Annotated in this window: 13 protein-coding genes; 3 read left to right on the forward strand and 10 right to left on the reverse strand. The window is 72.1% G+C overall.

The window, feature by feature from the left end:
- Nucleotide 1: 1 nt before the first annotated feature.
- The 3 genes from IG78_RS0116195 to IG78_RS0116205 form a co-directional block, all read right to left on the reverse strand.
- Nucleotides 2-514, reverse strand: a complete 513-nt coding sequence (locus tag IG78_RS0116195) for a DUF6879 family protein (protein WP_030563642.1) — start codon at nucleotides 512-514, stop codon at nucleotides 2-4.
- Entirely contained in the window at nucleotides 492-719 is a 228-nt protein-coding gene (locus IG78_RS0116200) for a hypothetical protein (RefSeq protein WP_030563644.1), read from the reverse strand. Before IG78_RS0116200 ends, IG78_RS0116195 begins: the two co-directional genes overlap by 23 nt.
- A 103-nt stretch (nucleotides 720-822) precedes the next feature.
- Nucleotides 823-1,674, reverse strand: coding sequence for a helix-turn-helix transcriptional regulator (locus IG78_RS0116205; protein ID WP_030563646.1), 852 nt, complete (start codon nucleotides 1,672-1,674; stop codon nucleotides 823-825).
- Nucleotides 1,675-1,761: 87 nt separating this feature from the next.
- On the opposite strand from IG78_RS0116205, the gene IG78_RS0116210 reads away from it, so the two are divergent.
- On the forward strand, nucleotides 1,762-2,550 hold the full coding sequence (locus tag IG78_RS0116210; RefSeq protein ID WP_030563648.1) for an SDR family NAD(P)-dependent oxidoreductase: 789 nt from the start codon (nucleotides 1,762-1,764) through the stop codon (nucleotides 2,548-2,550).
- A 22-nt stretch (nucleotides 2,551-2,572) separates the two neighbouring features.
- On the opposite strand, the gene hutI is transcribed toward IG78_RS0116210, so the two are convergent.
- From hutI to hutU, 4 genes are all read right to left on the reverse strand, one after another.
- A complete protein-coding gene (gene hutI / locus IG78_RS0116215) occupies nucleotides 2,573-3,742 on the reverse strand; it encodes an imidazolonepropionase (protein WP_030563650.1) in 1,170 nt (389 codons plus the stop codon).
- A 250-nt stretch (nucleotides 3,743-3,992) separates the two neighbouring features.
- Complete coding sequence (locus tag IG78_RS0116220) at nucleotides 3,993-5,357, reverse strand: formimidoylglutamate deiminase (RefSeq protein WP_030563652.1); 1,365 nt, start codon at nucleotides 5,355-5,357, stop codon at nucleotides 3,993-3,995.
- Nucleotides 5,354-6,580 carry an allantoate amidohydrolase gene (locus tag IG78_RS0116225; RefSeq protein ID WP_030563654.1) on the reverse strand — a complete coding sequence of 409 codons (1,227 nt, stop codon included), beginning with the start codon at nucleotides 6,578-6,580 and terminating at the stop codon, nucleotides 5,354-5,356. The genes IG78_RS0116220 and IG78_RS0116225 overlap by 4 nt, the downstream gene beginning before the upstream one ends.
- A gap of 65 nt (nucleotides 6,581-6,645) precedes the next feature.
- Nucleotides 6,646-8,304: a urocanate hydratase gene (hutU, locus tag IG78_RS0116230; RefSeq protein WP_030563656.1), complete on the reverse strand. Its 1,659-nt coding sequence runs from the start codon at nucleotides 8,302-8,304 to the stop codon at nucleotides 6,646-6,648.
- Nucleotides 8,305-8,428: 124 nt separating this feature from the next.
- On the opposite strand from hutU, the gene IG78_RS0116235 reads away from it, so the two are divergent.
- Together IG78_RS0116235 and IG78_RS0116240 are read left to right on the forward strand one after the other, a co-directional pair.
- Nucleotides 8,429-9,856 (forward strand): type III PLP-dependent enzyme domain-containing protein, encoded by a 1,428-nt coding sequence (locus IG78_RS0116235; RefSeq protein WP_169749697.1) that lies wholly within the window; start codon nucleotides 8,429-8,431, stop codon nucleotides 9,854-9,856.
- Between the two features lie 139 nt (nucleotides 9,857-9,995).
- Nucleotides 9,996-11,363: an APC family permease gene (locus IG78_RS0116240; protein ID WP_030563660.1), complete on the forward strand. Its 1,368-nt coding sequence runs from the start codon at nucleotides 9,996-9,998 to the stop codon at nucleotides 11,361-11,363.
- Between the two features lie 68 nt (nucleotides 11,364-11,431).
- On the opposite strand, the gene IG78_RS0116245 is transcribed toward IG78_RS0116240, so the two are convergent.
- The 3 genes from IG78_RS0116245 to IG78_RS0116255 all read right to left on the reverse strand — a co-directional run bounded on the left by IG78_RS0116245 (nucleotide 11,432) and on the right by IG78_RS0116255 (nucleotide 14,353).
- Nucleotides 11,432-12,265: a MurR/RpiR family transcriptional regulator gene (locus IG78_RS0116245; protein ID WP_030563662.1), complete on the reverse strand. Its 834-nt coding sequence runs from the start codon at nucleotides 12,263-12,265 to the stop codon at nucleotides 11,432-11,434.
- 276 nt (nucleotides 12,266-12,541) lie between these two features.
- Nucleotides 12,542-13,387 carry an isocitrate lyase/PEP mutase family protein gene (locus IG78_RS0116250; RefSeq protein WP_030563664.1) on the reverse strand — a complete coding sequence of 282 codons (846 nt, stop codon included), beginning with the start codon at nucleotides 13,385-13,387 and terminating at the stop codon, nucleotides 12,542-12,544.
- A 123-nt stretch (nucleotides 13,388-13,510) separates the two neighbouring features.
- Nucleotides 13,511-14,353 carry an SDR family oxidoreductase gene (locus IG78_RS0116255; protein WP_030563666.1) on the reverse strand — a complete coding sequence of 281 codons (843 nt, stop codon included), beginning with the start codon at nucleotides 14,351-14,353 and terminating at the stop codon, nucleotides 13,511-13,513.
- Between the last annotated feature and the right edge of the window lie 79 nt (nucleotides 14,354-14,432).

The raw sequence follows: 14,432 nt of genomic DNA on the forward strand, positions 1-14,432 counted from the left end.
GTCACGCCAATCGGTACTCGGCGTGCGGCAGGGCCTTCTCCCAGACCGACTCGAAAGCCCCGGAGAGGAAGGACACGAGCTGAGGGTCGTCGGTGTACTCGTGCTCCAACGAGTCACCGTCCCCGTCGAAGTGGTTGATCAGCGCCATCCGCCGGTCGAAGACCCAGAAATCGTTGCCCGGCAGGGCCAGGGAGGTCGCCTGCCGTCGCGGCAACCAGCGGACGTCTTCCCCCGCGTCGATGTTGAGCCCTTCGGTGACCGAGTGCTCGAAGCGGATGTAGTCCGACACTGGTTCGGAGACGATGCGAGCGCGTCGAACAACGACACCTCGGCTGGTGGCCTTCTTCACGGTGGCGAGCCAGTCACTCCAACGCTCGACCGGATCGAGTTCCTTGCCCGCGGCCCAGTCGATGAATGCGGGGTCCGATCGCATGTAGCCGTCACGCATCTCCAAGTGGACTGCTGACTCTTGGCTGTGGTGAAACAACTCGTCAAACGCCGGGACCTTCGGCACGCTTCACCTCCAGGAAGAACTGCACCATCCGCCTCGGGATCTCGACCACCGTCTCATGGTCAGGCAGGTCCATCATGGCCAGACGTTCCGCATCATCGACCTTCACCCCTTGGACGAGGTAAGTGTCCTTGGTGTCGTCGAGATAGATCGTTGGAGACCCCCCGCTGGGGCTCTCGGGGTCCTTGCCGAGCTTACGCAGGGCCATGATGTCCTCCTCGGTCAGAGTCGACGGTCTGTGTGAGCAACCGTGCACCGTCCTCCCCCTTCGGCACAGTGAACTTGCCGAAACTTGCCCGCAGGGCCATCCCTCAGCCCGGCACATCCATCCGCTGCGTCCCCACCACCGACAGCAGCCGCATGGCCTGTTCCGAAGGGGTGCCGGGGGTTGCCGTGTAGAAGAAGACCCGCTGGTCGCGGTCGGTGATGTCCAGGGCGTCGCAGTTGACGGCTACGGGGCCCACCAGGGGGTGGTGGAAGGTTTTGCAGAGGGTGGGGCGGGGGGAGACCTCGTGGGCGGCCCAGATGTGGGCGAAGTCCTCGCTGGCGGTGAGGAGTTCGTCCACCAGGGCCGACACCTCCGGGTCACCGGGGTAGCGGGCCGCCGTCGCGCGCAGGTGCTGGGCCGCGGTCCGCGCGAACGTGTCGGCGTCCGAGACGCCGTAGAGCCGTCGGCCGTCCCGGTGGGGGCCCAGGAAGGCGCGCCGGACGAGGTTGCGGTCCCGGCGCGGCAGGGCCGAGAAGTCCTCCATCAGGGCGGCGGCCAACGCGTTCCAGGCGATGACCTCGTACGTCGCCGACACCACGAGCGCCGCCGTCTCCGGCAACCGGTCCAGGAGGTCGATGATGCTCCGGCGCACCTCCCGCGAGGGGCCGGGCGGAGGTCCCGGCGGGGCTCCGGCGAGGTGGTGGAGGTGGTCGCGTTCGGCGTCCGACAGGCGCAGGGCGCGCGCCAACTGGGCGAGCACCTCGCGGGACGGGTGCGGAGCCCTGGCCTGCTCCAGGCGCGCGTAGTACTCGGTCGAGATGAACGCCAACTGCGCCACCTCCTCGCGGCGCAGCCCCGGCGTGCGGCGGCGCGGCCCCGCGGGCAGGCCGACTTCGTCGGGCGCGATGCGTTCACGCCTGCTGCGCAGGAAGCCCGCCAGTTCTTGTCGGTTCACTTGTCCAGTGTGCGCTGGTCACGGGGTGCGCAGCCAGGTACTGCCAGTGCCTGGACGGCTCCGGCGGGCCGGCACAGGCTCCTCGGCATGAACGACACCACATCAGTCCTGCCCGGCGCCGGCCTCCTCGACGGCAAGGTCGCCTTCATCACCGGGGCCGGTCGCGGCATCGGCGCCGCGGCGGCGCGGCTCTTCGCCCGCGAAGGCGCCCGCGTGCTCCTCGCCGCCCGCACGGAGGACCAGTTGAAGAGGGTGAGTGAGGAGGTTCGTGCGGGTGGCGGGATCGCGGACCACGCCGTGTGCGATCTCGGCGACGCCGACAGCGTCCGGGGCGCCGTCGACCGGGCCGTGGAGCTGTACGGGCGGCTCGACGTCGCCTTCAACAACGGCGCGACGGGACAGCCGCCCGGCCCTATGGACCAGTTGTCGGAAGCCGACTTCGACCGCGTCTGCGCCGTGAACCTGAAGGGCCCGTGGCTGGCCATGAACGCCGAGGTCGCCGCCATCCGCGCCACGGCGGGCCGCGGGGCCATCGTCAACACCTCAAGCGTCGGCAGCCTCCTCGCCAACCCCGCGCTGCCCGCGTACGGAGCGACGAAGCGGGCGGTCAACAGCCTCACCGCGTCCGCCGCCGTCACCTACGGCCCGGAGGGCATCCGCGTCAACGCCGTCGCCCCCGGAACCACGCTCACCGAGATGCTCCGCGAGTGGGACGACAAGTCCCCCGGCACCATCGACCACCTCAACGCCCAGACGCCGCTGGGCCGCGCCGCCGACCCGGACGAGATCGCCCAGGCCGCCGCCTGGCTCCTCAGCGACCGCTCCTCCTACGTCACCGGCACGGTCCTGCGGGTCGACGGCGGCATGTGGGCCTGACACCAGAACCTCGGGTCCCAGCTCAGTTCGTACGGGTGCCTCGGCGCCATACCTCCGCCACCAGCGGCACCCCCGGCCGGTACGCCAGGTGCACATGGCTCGGGGCGTCCAGGAGCGCCAGGTCCGCGCGCGCACCCGGGGAGAGGCGGCCCACGTCCGTGCGCCGCAGGGCCGCCGCGCCGCCCGCCGTCGCCGCCCACAGTGCCTCGTCCGGGGTCATGCCCATGTCCCGTACGGCAAGCGCGATGCAGAACGGGACCGACGACGTGAAGGACGAGCCCGGGTTGCAGTCCGTGGACAGGGCCACCGTCGCGCCCGCGTCCAGGAGGCGCCGTGCGTCCGGCCACTCGGCGCGGGTGGAGAACTCGGCGCCGGGCAGGAGGGTCGCCACCGTGCCGCTGTTCGCGAGGGCGTCGACGTCCGCGTCGGTGAGGTGCGTGCAGTGGTCGGCCGAGGCCGCGTCCAGCTCCACGGCAAGCTGGACGCCGGGGCCGTAGGAGAGCTGGTTGGCGTGGACGCGGGGGTGCAGGCCCTTCGCCTTGCCCGCCGTCAGGATCGTCCGCGCCTGGTCACCGTCGAACGCGCCCTTCTCGCAGAACACGTCCACCCAGCGGGCGTGCGGCGCGCATGCCTCCAGCATCTCGCCGGTGACGAGTTCCACGTACGCCGCCGGGTCCTCGGCGTAGTCCGGCGACACGATGTGGGCGCCCAGGAACGTCACCTCGTCGGTGTGGCGCGCCGCGATGCGCAGGGCGCGGGCCTCGTCCTGCGTCGTCAGGCCGTAGCCCGACTTCGTCTCGAACGTGGTGGTGCCCTGGAGCAGGGCCTCTCGGAGGTAGCGGGTGACGTTCGCTTCGAGTTCGGCGTCCGTGGCCGCGCGGGTCGCCGTGACCGTGGTGCGGATGCCGCCCGCTTCGTAGGGGCGGCCCTCCATGCGGGCGTTGAATTCCTTGGTGCGGTCGCCCGCGAAGAGCAGGTGGCTGTGGGAGTCGACGAAGCCGGGGATGGCCGCGCGGCCCTGTGCGTCGTACGTGTCGTCCGCCGCGGGCGCCTTGGCGGTCGGGCCCGCCCAGGCGACGGTTTCGCCCTCCAGGACGAGGGCCGCGTTCTCGATGAGGCCGAGGGGGCCCTCTCCCAGGGTGGGGTCGTTGGTGACGAGGGTGGCGATGTTGGTGATGGCGGTGGTGGTCATTGTCCTGTCCGGAGATAGGGGTGCTGGCCGGGGGCCCTGCCGGGGGCTCCCCAATCCCGCCCCTTTCCCGAAACTGGGGCTCCGCCCCAGACCCCGTATCGGCGCTCCGCGCCTCGTCCTCAAACGCCGGACGGGCTGAAATTTCTCGCAGCACCGGCGAGAAATTCAGCCTCTCCGGCGTTTGAGGAGCGGGGTCTGGGGCGGAGCCCCAGGATCGGAGAAGGGGCGGGACTGGGGCGCCCCGCGAAGGTCAGTGCAACGCCGCCACCGCCTCCCCCAGCGCCGCCCCCACATCGGGGATCGCCGTGTGCGCCCCGTCGCGCACGACCTGGTGGCCGCCCACCACGGTGTGCCGGACATCCGCGGCGGAGGCGGCGAAGACGGCCACCTCCGCGCCGAGGCGGGGCACGGCCCCCGCGGTGCGGACGGAGTCGAGGGCGATGGTGGTGAAGTCGGCGAGGGCGCCGGGTTCGAGGGTGCCGGCGTCGGGCCAGCCGAGGGCGGCGTGGCCGTCGGCGGAGGCGGCCCGCAGGAGGGCGGCGGCGGTCCAGTGCCCACGGGTGTGGGACCGCAGGCGCTCGTCGAGCTCCATGGCTCGGGCCTCTTCGAAGAGGTCGATGACGGCGTGGCTGTCGCTGCCGAGGGACAGCGGGCTGCCGGCGCGCTGGAGGGCGGGCGCGGGCCCGATGCCGTCGGCGAGGTCCCGTTCGGTGGTGGGGCACATGCAGGTGCCGGTGCCGGAGCCGCCGATGAGGGCGATGTCCTCGTCGGTGAGGTGGGTGTTGTGCACGCCGGTCGTGCGGGGGCCGAGGACTCCGTGGTCGGCGAGCAGGCGGGTGGGGGTGCGGCCGTGGGCGGCGATACAGGCCTCGTTCTCGGCCTTCTGCTCGGAGAGGTGGACGTGCAGCGGGGCGCCGCGTACGGAGGCCCACTCGGCGACGGTCGCCAGTTGCCGTGCCGGGACGGCCCGTACGGAGTGCACGGCAGCGCCGATACGGGCGTGGTCGTGGTCCGACAGCAGCGACACCCGCTCGGCCCACGCCTGCGTCGTGCCGTCGGAGAAACGGAGCTGGTGGCGGTTGGGGGCCACGCCCCGCGTGGCGTCGATGAGGCCCGCGGCCACGTACGCCGTGTCGAGCAGGGTGATGCGGATGCCCGCGTCGGCCGCGGCGGCGATCAGCGCCTCACCCATCGCGTTCGGGTCGGCGTAGGGGGTGCCGCCGGGCGCGTGGTGCAGATAGTGGAACTCGCCGACGGCCGTGATCCCGGCCAGCGCCATCTCGGCGTAAACGGCCCGCGCGAGGGCGTGGTACGTCTCGGGGGTGAGCCGGTCGGCGACCGAGTACATGACCTCGCGCCAGGTCCAGAACGTGCCGCTGCCGACCTGGACGGTGGAGCGCAGCGCGCGGTGGAAGGCGTGCGAGTGGGCGTTGGCGAGGCCGGGCAGGGTCAGGCCGCGCAGCACCGTCGCGCCGGGCGGCGGGGTCTCGACGCCCCGCCGGACGGCGGCGATCCGGCCGCCGGTGTCGATGTCGAGGGCGACGCCTGGCTCGACGACCGGGTCAAGCCAGGCGTGTTCCAGCCAGTACGTCGACTTCGGCGTCTGTGGCGTCATCGGCACGCGAGACCTTCCAGTACGTCCGCGAGGGCGTGCACCCCGGCCAGGCAGTCGTCCTCGTCGGCGTGCTCGGTGGGCGAGTGCGAGACGCCCGTGGGGTTGCGTACGAACAGCATGGCGGTCGGGATCGACTCGGACAAAATACCCGCGTCGTGTCCGGCCCCGGTGCCGAGCACCGGGAGGGCGCGCCCGGTGCGCTCGCGCAGGACCCGGCCCAGTTCGTCGCGCAGCGCGTGCTGGAACTCGACGACGGGCGTGAAGGACTCCCGGACGACGTCCACGTCGATGCCGTGCCGGTCCCCGTACTCGCGGGCCGCCTTCTCGATCGCCGTCACCACCGTGTCCAGGGTGTCCTGGTCGGCGGCCCGGGAGTCCAGCCAGCCGCGGACCAGGGAGGGGATGGCGTTGACGCCGTTCGGCTCGACGGCGATCTTGCCGAAGGTGGCGAGGGCACCCGTGAGTTCCGCCTCGCGGCGGGCCGCGAGGACCGTCTCGGCGTACGACAGCATGGGGTCCCTGCGGTCCACGAGGCGGGTGGTGCCCGCGTGGTTGGCCTCGCCGCGGAAGTCGAAGCGCCAGCGGCCGTGCGGCCAGATGGCGCTCGCGATGCCGACCGGGGCGCCGGAGCCCTCCCCGGAGCCGTTGTCGGACAGGGCGAGGGCGCGGCCCTGTTCCACGTGGAGTTCGACGAACGCGCCGATGCGGGCCAGGCGTTCGGGGTCGGGGCCGATGGCCGCCGGGTCGTACCCCGCTGCCTCCATCGCCTGCGGGAGACTGACGCCGTCCGCGTCCCGCAGCTCGTACGCCGCTTCGCGGGTCAGCTTGCCCGCGGTGAGCCGGGAGCCCACGCAGGCCAGGCCGAAGCGGGCGCCCTCCTCGTCACCGAAGTTGGTGATGGCGAGGGGTTTGGTGAACTCGGCGCCGCGGGCCCGGAGTTCGTCCAGGGCGGCGAAGGAGGACACCACGCCGAGGGGGCCGTCGAACGCGCCGCCGTCCGGGACGGAGTCCAGGTGGGAACCGGTGACGACGGCGTCCCCCGCGGCAGGGTCGCCGAGCCATGCCCACTGGTTGCCGTTGCGGTCCGTCTCGTACGTCAGGCCGCGGGCCTCGGCCTGCTCCTGGAACCAGGTCCGGCAGTCGGCGTCCGCGCCCGTCCAGGCATAGCGACGGTAGCCGCCGGTTTCGGGGTCGCGCCCGATGGGGCGCAGGTCATCCCACATGTGCGTGAAGGTTGCAGCCCGTCCGGCGTTTGAGGACGAGGCCGCAGGCCGATGCGACGGCGCGGTCACTCGCCCTCCCGCATGGGGATGCGCACACCCCGGTCGTCGGCCACCGCGTCCGCGGACTCGTACCCGGCGTCCACATGCCGGATGACCCCCATGCCGGGGTCGTTGGTGAGCACGCGCCGCACCTTCTCGCCCGCGAGCTTCGTGCCGTCGGCGACCGAGACCTGGCCCGCGTGGATCGAGCGGCCCATGCCGACGCCGCCGCCGTGGTGCAGGGAGACCCAGCTCGCGCCGGACGCCACGTTCACCATCGCGTTGAGCAGGGGCCAGTCGGCGATCGCGTCGGAGCCGTCGAGCATGGCCTCGGTCTCGCGGTACGGGGAGGCGACGGAGCCGCAGTCCAGGTGGTCGCGGCCGATGGCGAGGGGGGCCTGGAGCTCGCCGGACGCCACCATGTCGTTGAAGCGCTCGCCCGCGCGGTCGCGCTCTCCGTAGCCGAGCCAGCAGATGCGGGCGGGCAGGCCCTGGAAGTGGACGCGCTCACCGGCCATCTTGATCCAGCGGGCCAGGGACTCGTTCTCCGGGAAGAGGTCGAGGATCGCCTTGTCCGTCTTGTGGATGTCGGAGGCCTCGCCGGAAAGGGCCGCCCAGCGGAAGGGGCCCTTGCCCTCGCAGAAGAGGGGGCGGATGTAGGCGGGAACGAAGCCGGGGAAGGCGAAGGCCCGGTCGTATCCGGCCAGTTGGGCCTCGCCGCGGATGGAGTTGCCGTAGTCGAAGACCTCCGCGCCCGCGTCCATGAAGCCGACCATGGCCTCGACGTGCTTGGCCATGGACTCACGGGCGCGGGTGGTGAAGCCCGCCGGGTCCTTGGCGGCGTACGCGGCCATGTCGTCGAAGTCGACGCCCGAGGGCAGATACGCGAGCGGGTCGTGGGCGGAGGTCTGGTCCGTCACGATGTCGATCGGCGCGCCCTCGGCGAGCAGCCGCGGCAGCAGGTCGGCGGCGTTGCCGAGCAGGCCGATGGAGAGCGGACGGCGGGCGTCGCGGGCCTCGACGGCGAGCTGGAGCGCGTGCTCCAGGGAGTCGGCCCTGACGTCCAGGTACTTGTGCTCGATGCGGCGCTCGATGGCGCGCGGGTCGCAGTCGATACAGATCGCGACGCCGTCGTTCATCGTCACGGCGAGCGGCTGGGCGCCGCCCATGCCACCGAGGCCCGCGGTGAGGGTGATCGTCCCGGCGAGCGTGCCACCGAACTTCTTGGCGGCGACGGCGGAGAACGTCTCGTACGTGCCCTGGAGGATGCCCTGGGTGCCGATGTAGATCCAGGAACCGGCGGTCATCTGGCCGTACATGGTGAGGCCGAGCGCCTCAAGGCGGCGGAACTCCTCCCAGTTCGCCCAGTCGCCGACCAGGTTGGAGTTGGCGATGAGCACGCGCGGCGCCCACTCGTGGGTCTGCATGACGCCGACGGGGCGGCCGGACTGGACGAGCATCGTCTCGTCCTGCTTGAGGGTCTTCAGGGTGCGCACCATCGCGTCGAAGGAGCGCCAGTCGCGGGCCGCCTTGCCGGTGCCGCCGTAGACGACGAGCTTGTCGGGGTGCTCGGCGACCTCCGGGTCGAGGTTGTTCTGCAGCATGCGCAGGGCCGCTTCCTGCTGCCATCCCAGGGCGCTCAGTTCAGTGCCGCGCGGGGCCCGTACGGGGCGGGGTCCTGACATGGGGGTGCCTCCTCGCATGCTGTCCTGCTGTGACGTTGTTATTCACATCCTGCTGCCGTGAATAGAACTAGTCAATAGCGTCATGGGGCAGCGGTCGCCGCGTACGGGTGATTGTCTGGATCACATGGGTCCAGACAACTCCGCTCTCCCCTCCACTCCGCCCACCGCACTCCCCTCCGCTCCCCCCACCGCTCTCCCCGACCCCGCCGCCCGCCGCGACCAGGCCCTCCGCCGCGACCAGGCCGTCCGCGCCGCCGTCGAGCAGGGTCTCGTCGGCCCCGACCTGCCGCTCGCCGGGCTGCTCGACGTGGCGGGGATACGGGCCTCGGCCGCCGCGCTGCGCGCCGCCTTCGACGAGGTCACCGCGCCCGGCACCCCCGTCCTGCACGCCTTCGCGGTGAAGGCGGCCCCGCTGGTCCCGGTGCTGCGGCTGCTCGCCGCCGCCGGGGTGGGGGCCGAGGTGGCGAGCCCTGGTGAGCTGGCTCTCGCCCGCGCCGCGGGCACGCCCCCGACGCACACCGTCCTCGACTCCCCGGCCAAGACCCCGGCCGAACTGCGCGAGGCCCTCGCGCTCGGCATCGCCGTCAACGCCGACAACGCGCAGGAGCTGGCCCGCATCGACGCGCTCGTGCGCTCCGCGCCCACCCGCTCACCCGTCGGGATACGGGTGAACCCGCAGGTCGGTGGTGGTGCCATCGAGGCGCTCTCGACGGCGACCGCCACCTCCAAGTTCGGGGTGCCGCTACGGGACGAGGGCGCCCGGGAGTGGCTGGTGCGCGCGTACCTGGACCGTCCGTGGCTGACCCGACTGCACACGCACTCCGGCTCGCAGGGCATGCCCCTGGAGCTGATGGCGGGCGGTGTCGCGGCCACGTACGCGCTCGCCGAGGAGATCAACGCCCGCGCGGGGCGGCGCCAGATCGACACGCTCGACATCGGCGGGGGGCTCCCCGTCAACTTCGCGTCGGACGAGGAGACGCCGACGTACGCCGACTACGCGCGGCTCCTCCGGCGCGAGGTGCCCGGGCTCTTCGACGGACGCTACGGCCTGGTCACCGAGTTCGGCCGGTCGCTGCTCGCCAAGCACGGGACGCTGCTCGCCCGCGTCGAGTACGTGAAGTCGGCGGGCGGCCGGGGCATCGCGCTGACGCACGCGGGCGTGCAGGTGGCGACGCGGACGGTGTACGTGCCCGAGTCCTGGCCCCTCAGGATCGCCGCGTACGACGCCAAGGGGCGCCCCAAGTCCGGTCCCGCCGTCCGCCAGGACATCGCGGGCCCGGCCTGCTTCGCCGGTGACCTGCTCGCCAGGGACCGGGAGCTGCCGCCACTCGAACAGGGCGACTACGTGGCCGTCCTGGACACCGGCGCCTACTGCTTCGCCCACCACTACTCGTACAACAGCCTGGTCAGGCCCGGTATCCATGGCTTCGTGGCCGATCCGCAGGAGGCGGGCGGCACGGTGCGGTTCGGCGTGGTGCGGGAGCCGCAGAGCGTGGCGGAGGTCGTCGCCGAGGCGGGCGGCGGGGTGCGGGACGCGCTGCGCGAGCTCTGAGAGCACGGGACAACGAATCATGAGATCGCTCGACAACGAGCTCTGAGGATGCTCAACTCCCGCTTCACCGGCGCCCGGGGCGGGCAGAAGGTCCTCCCCAGCCGGCAGCGGCTCACCGTCACCCTCGGGGGAGGCTCCTGTGACGACGTCAGGAACGAGTGGCACCACCGCACCACCGGCCGCCGAGGATCCGGGCCTGCGGCGCGTACTCGGCCCCAAGCTCCTTATCCTCTTCGTGATCGGCGACATCCTCGGCACCGGCATCTACGCCACCACGGGCAAGGTCGCGGGGAAGGTCGGCGGCGCGCTGTGGGTGCCGTTCGCGATCGGGTTCGTCGTGGCGATCCTGACGGCGGCCTCGTACGTGGAACTCGTCGGCAAGTACCCGAAGGCGGCGGGCGCGGCCCTCTACACGCAGAAGGCGTTCAAGGTCCCCTTCCTCACCTTCATCGTCGCGTTCATGGTGATGGCCTCCGGGCTCTCGTCGGCGAGCGCGGCGGCCCGCGCCTTCAGCGGCGACTATCTGGCCGAGCTGACCGGTGACGCGCTGCCCCCGACCCTGGTGGCCATCGCCTTCATCCTGGTGCTCGCGGCGCTGAACCTGCGCGGGGTCTCGGAGTCCGTGAAGACCAACGTCGTGCTCACGGTGGTCGAGCTGACCGGCCTGATGATCATCCTCGCGATCGGCGCGTGGGCGGTGTTCAGCGGGGACGGGGAGCCCGCGAGGCTCACCGAGTTCGAGGCGTCCGGCACCGGGTACGCCCTGATGACCGGCGTGCTCGGGGCCACGGCGCTCGGGTTCTTCGCCTTCGTGGGCTTCGAGGACTCGGTCAACATGGCCGAGGAGACCAAGGACCCGACGCGTACGTTCCCCAAGGCGATCTTCATCGGGGTCGCCGTCACCGGCACCATCTACGTCCTGGTGGCCCTGGTCTCCTCCCTCCTCGTGGACTACAGGACCCTGTCGGGCTCCAGCGGCCCCCTCCTGGAGGTGGTGAAGGCCGGTGGCGTCGACTTCCCGCACAAACTCTTCGCGCTCATCGCCCTGTTCGCGGTCACCAACTCGGCCCTCATCAACATCATGATGGCCTCACGCCTCTGCTACGGCATGGCCAACGAGCGCATCCTGCCGCGCGCGATGAGCCGTGTCCTGCCGCGCCGCCGCACCCCGATCGTCGGCATCGTCTTCGTCTCGCTGCTCGCCGTCGGCCTGGTCTCCACCGGCGAGATCGAGGGCCTCGGCGACACCACGGCGTTCCTGCTCCTGTGCGTGTTCGCCGTCGTCAACGTCGCGGTCCTCGTCCTGCGCCGCGACCCCGTCGACCACCACCACTTCCGCACCCCCACCGTCCTCCCCGTCCTCGGCGCCATCACCGCCCTCACCCTGGCCAGCCCCCTCGCCGACCGCCCGGCGGACGTCTACATCCGCGCGGGCGTGCTCCTCCTGATCGGCATCGCCCTGTGGGCGGTGAACAAGCTGGTGCTGCGGCGTGAGACGGACAAATAAAGCCCGTCCGGCGCTTGAGGACGAGCGCGCAGCGCGATCAACGGCTCCCCCTCCGGCCAGAGGACCACTCACTCCACGAAAAGCCCACGCTCCGCCGCCCCCGCGTCGAACTCCTCCAGGCGGGCCTGGGCATCCGGAAGCCCGTCGCACAGGGCTTCGAGCAGCACGCGGCCGAGCAGCATGGGCGCGCAGGCCGTGTCGAAGGCGAGGCCGGTGCCGACGGCGGCGGGCAGGAGCAGGTCGGAGTGGGCGGCGACCGGAGCGAACGCGGAGTCCGCGACGGTGACCACGGTCAGGCCCGCCGCCCTGGCGTACTCCAGGGCGGCGACGACCTCGCGCGGATGGCGGGGCAGCGCGAAGCAGAGCAGCGCCGTCGCCCCGGCCCGCACCGCGGCGTCGACGCGGTCGGCCAGCATGGTGCCGCCCTCGTCCAGCAGGCGTACGTCGGGGTGGACCTTGGCGGCGAAGTACGAGAACCCGTACGCCTGGGACGCCGCGGCCCGCAGGCCGAGCACGGGCAGCGGCCGGGAGGCGGCGAGCAGATGCCCCGCGCGCTCCACCGGCGCCGGGTCGGCGAGCAGCTCCGCCAGGTGCCGCAGGTTCTCGATCTCCGCCTCGACCGCCTGCTGGTACTCGTTCAGATCGGCCTCGGCACCCGCCTCCGCGGGGGCCACCTCGCGCAGGTGCCGCCGCAGCGCCGGATAGCCGTCGAAGCCGAGCGCGACGGCGAAGCGGGTGACGGAGGGCTGGCTGACGCCGGCGAGGTCGGCGAGCTCGACGCTGGAGAGGAAGGGCGCGTCGGCGGCACGCCGCACCATGCAGTGCGCGATGCGCCGCTGGGTCGGTGTCAGCCGGTGCCCCTCGAAGAGCACCTGAAGCCGCGCCGCGGGACTGTCACTCATGCCGTACTCCTCATGCCGTCTCCCACGCGGGACCGCTCCCCGGCCCGCCCGCCGCACGGCCGCCGACGCACACCGGGGCATCGACAATCCATTCAGGCGCCAATGACTCCGCATAACGATATACAGCCCCGCGAGGGTGGTCGCGCAGCGGCGTCGGCCGGACGACGAGCAGCACCCCGTGGCCGGGGTGACCGGCCACGGGGTGCTGCCGCGCGCGAGGAGAGAGGGCACTCGGGAAAGCCGGACGTCACACGAACCCGGCCGCCCGCTGCCTCCTCACTCGTCGGACAGATGGGGGAAGGTGTTCAGCTCGAACACGTTCAGCGAGTTCACGCTGGTCTCATAGGTGCCCTCGGTCAGCAGCTCACGCGTCCCGCGATCCGCGGCGGTGTAGGCCGCCTGCGCCAGCGCGGTACCCACGCTGATCCGGCGGACGCCCGTCGCCTTCAGCTCGGCGACGGTGGGTCCGCCCGGCCACGCCATGACGCTGATCGGCAGCGGTGCCTCGGCCACCAGGCGGGTCAGGGTTCCCGGATCGAGGAGCAGCGGCACGAACAGCACGTCGGCGCCCGCCTCGGCGTAGGCCTTGGCGCGCTCAAGGACGAGGTCGAAGCGTCCGTCCGCCTCGCCCACCTGCGCCATGTACACATCGGTACGGGCGTTGATCACGAGGTCGGGCACACCGGCCGCGACGGCCGCCTCCCGGACGGCAGCGATCCGTTCGGCCTGCGCGGGCGGGGTGATCAGCGGTGCGCCGTCCGCGCCCGGGGCGTCCTCCAGGTTGACGCCCACAGCGCCGGCGGCCGCGACCGCGGTGACGGTCAGGGCCGCGTCCTCGGGGGTCGGGCCGTATCCGCCCTCGATGTCGGCGGTGACCGGGATCTGAACTGCGGTGGCGATCCGGCCGACCGCGGCGACCATCTCGTCCCGGGTCAGCCGCTGGCCGTCGGGGCGGCCCAGGGACCAGGAGACACCGGCGCTGGTGGAGCCGACGGCGGCTGCGCCGGCGCGTTCCATCACGACGGCGCTACAGGCGTCCCAGGCGTTGGGCAGCACGAGCAGCTCGCCCTCGGCGTGGAACGAACGGAACAGTGTGGCCTTGGTGTTGAGGGGATTCACCATGGTGGGACGCCTCGGCAATCGTACGGTCGGTGTGCGGATGCGGAAGGGTACGGATACGGATACGGGAAGGGTGTGCGGCTCGGACCGGAGTGGTGTCCGGTCCGAACCGGAGTGGTGTGCGGTTCAGACCGTGGCGTCGGCGTCCGTCGAAAGCGCCGTGTCCTTCTGCTCCTCCAGTTCGCCGAGCCTGTCGCGGAGCGCGCCCTGGAAGAGTGCGAACGCGTCACTGCCGAGCACGAGCCGCAGCGGGGCCCGCTCGCGGTCGGCCAGGTCCGCGACGGCGCGGGCGACCTTGCGCGGGTCGCCGGGTACCGGGATGACGCCGTGCTCGAACGCCTGGCGCAGTTGCCCGGCCGGTGTGTCGGCGTACTCCGCGAGCGCCGGCGCAAGCTCCCCGCTGCGGCCCGCGAAGTCGGTGCGGACGGCGCCGGGTTCGACCAGCGTGACCTGGACTCCGAACGGCTCGACCTCGGCACGCAGGGACTCGAAGAACCCTTCCACGCCCCACTTGGAGGCGTGGTAGACGCCCAGGTGCGGCAGGGCGACAAGGCCGCCCACGCTGGAGATCTGTACGAACCGGCCGCCTCCCTGGGCTCGCAGCAGCGGCAACACGGCGCGGGCCAGCCGGATCGGGCCGAGCAGATTGGTGGCGAGCTGCCGCTCGATCTGCTCGTCCGTGACTTCTTCGGCGGCGCCGAACAGGCCGTATCCGGCGTTGCTGACCACCACGTCGATCCGTCCGAAGGCGGCGTGGGCCCGTTCCACCGCCCGCGTGACACCCTCGGGGTCGGTGGTGTCCAGGATGAGCGGCAGCAACCTGTCACCCGCGGCCTCGACGAGCGGGGCCAGCACCTCGGGCGCACGGACCGTGGCCGCGACCCGCTCGCCGCGCTCCAGCAGAGTCTCGGTCAGGGCGCGCCCGATGCCGGTCGACGTACCCGTGATCAACCATGTGCGGTCCGGCATCCTCGGAGCCTCCTGTGCGTCGCCGTCTGCCTGACTGGCAGCCGCATAGTGCGGTATGTTCGCAGGAAATATGTACGCT

It is taken from the genome of Streptomyces aureocirculatus (genome assembly GCF_000720475.1).
Lineage (GTDB): Bacteria > Actinomycetota > Actinomycetes > Streptomycetales > Streptomycetaceae > Streptomyces > Streptomyces aureocirculatus.

Bases quoted from the DNA above. Each gene is read 5' to 3' on its own strand.
- IG78_RS0116200 (WP_030563644.1), bottom strand. From the start codon at position 719: ATGGCCCTGCGTAAGCTCGGCAAGGACCCCGAGAGCCCCAGCGGGGGG.
- IG78_RS0116210 (WP_030563648.1), top strand. From the start codon at position 1,762: ATGAACGACACCACATCAGTCCTGCCCGGCGCCGGCCTCCTCGACGGC.
- hutI (WP_030563650.1), bottom strand. From the start codon at position 3,742: ATGACCACCACCGCCATCACCAACATCGCCACCCTCGTCACCAACGAC.
- IG78_RS0116220 (WP_030563652.1), bottom strand. From the start codon at position 5,357: ATGACGCCACAGACGCCGAAGTCGACGTACTGGCTGGAACACGCCTGG.
- IG78_RS0116225 (WP_030563654.1), bottom strand. From the start codon at position 6,580: ATGTGGGATGACCTGCGCCCCATCGGGCGCGACCCCGAAACCGGCGGC.
- hutU (WP_030563656.1), bottom strand. From the start codon at position 8,304: ATGTCAGGACCCCGCCCCGTACGGGCCCCGCGCGGCACTGAACTGAGC.
- IG78_RS0116235 (WP_169749697.1), top strand. From the start codon at position 8,429: ATGGGTCCAGACAACTCCGCTCTCCCCTCCACTCCGCCCACCGCACTC.
- IG78_RS0116245 (WP_030563662.1), bottom strand. From the start codon at position 12,265: ATGAGTGACAGTCCCGCGGCGCGGCTTCAGGTGCTCTTCGAGGGGCAC.
- IG78_RS0116250 (WP_030563664.1), bottom strand. From the start codon at position 13,387: ATGGTGAATCCCCTCAACACCAAGGCCACACTGTTCCGTTCGTTCCAC.
- IG78_RS0116255 (WP_030563666.1), bottom strand. From the start codon at position 14,353: ATGCCGGACCGCACATGGTTGATCACGGGTACGTCGACCGGCATCGGG.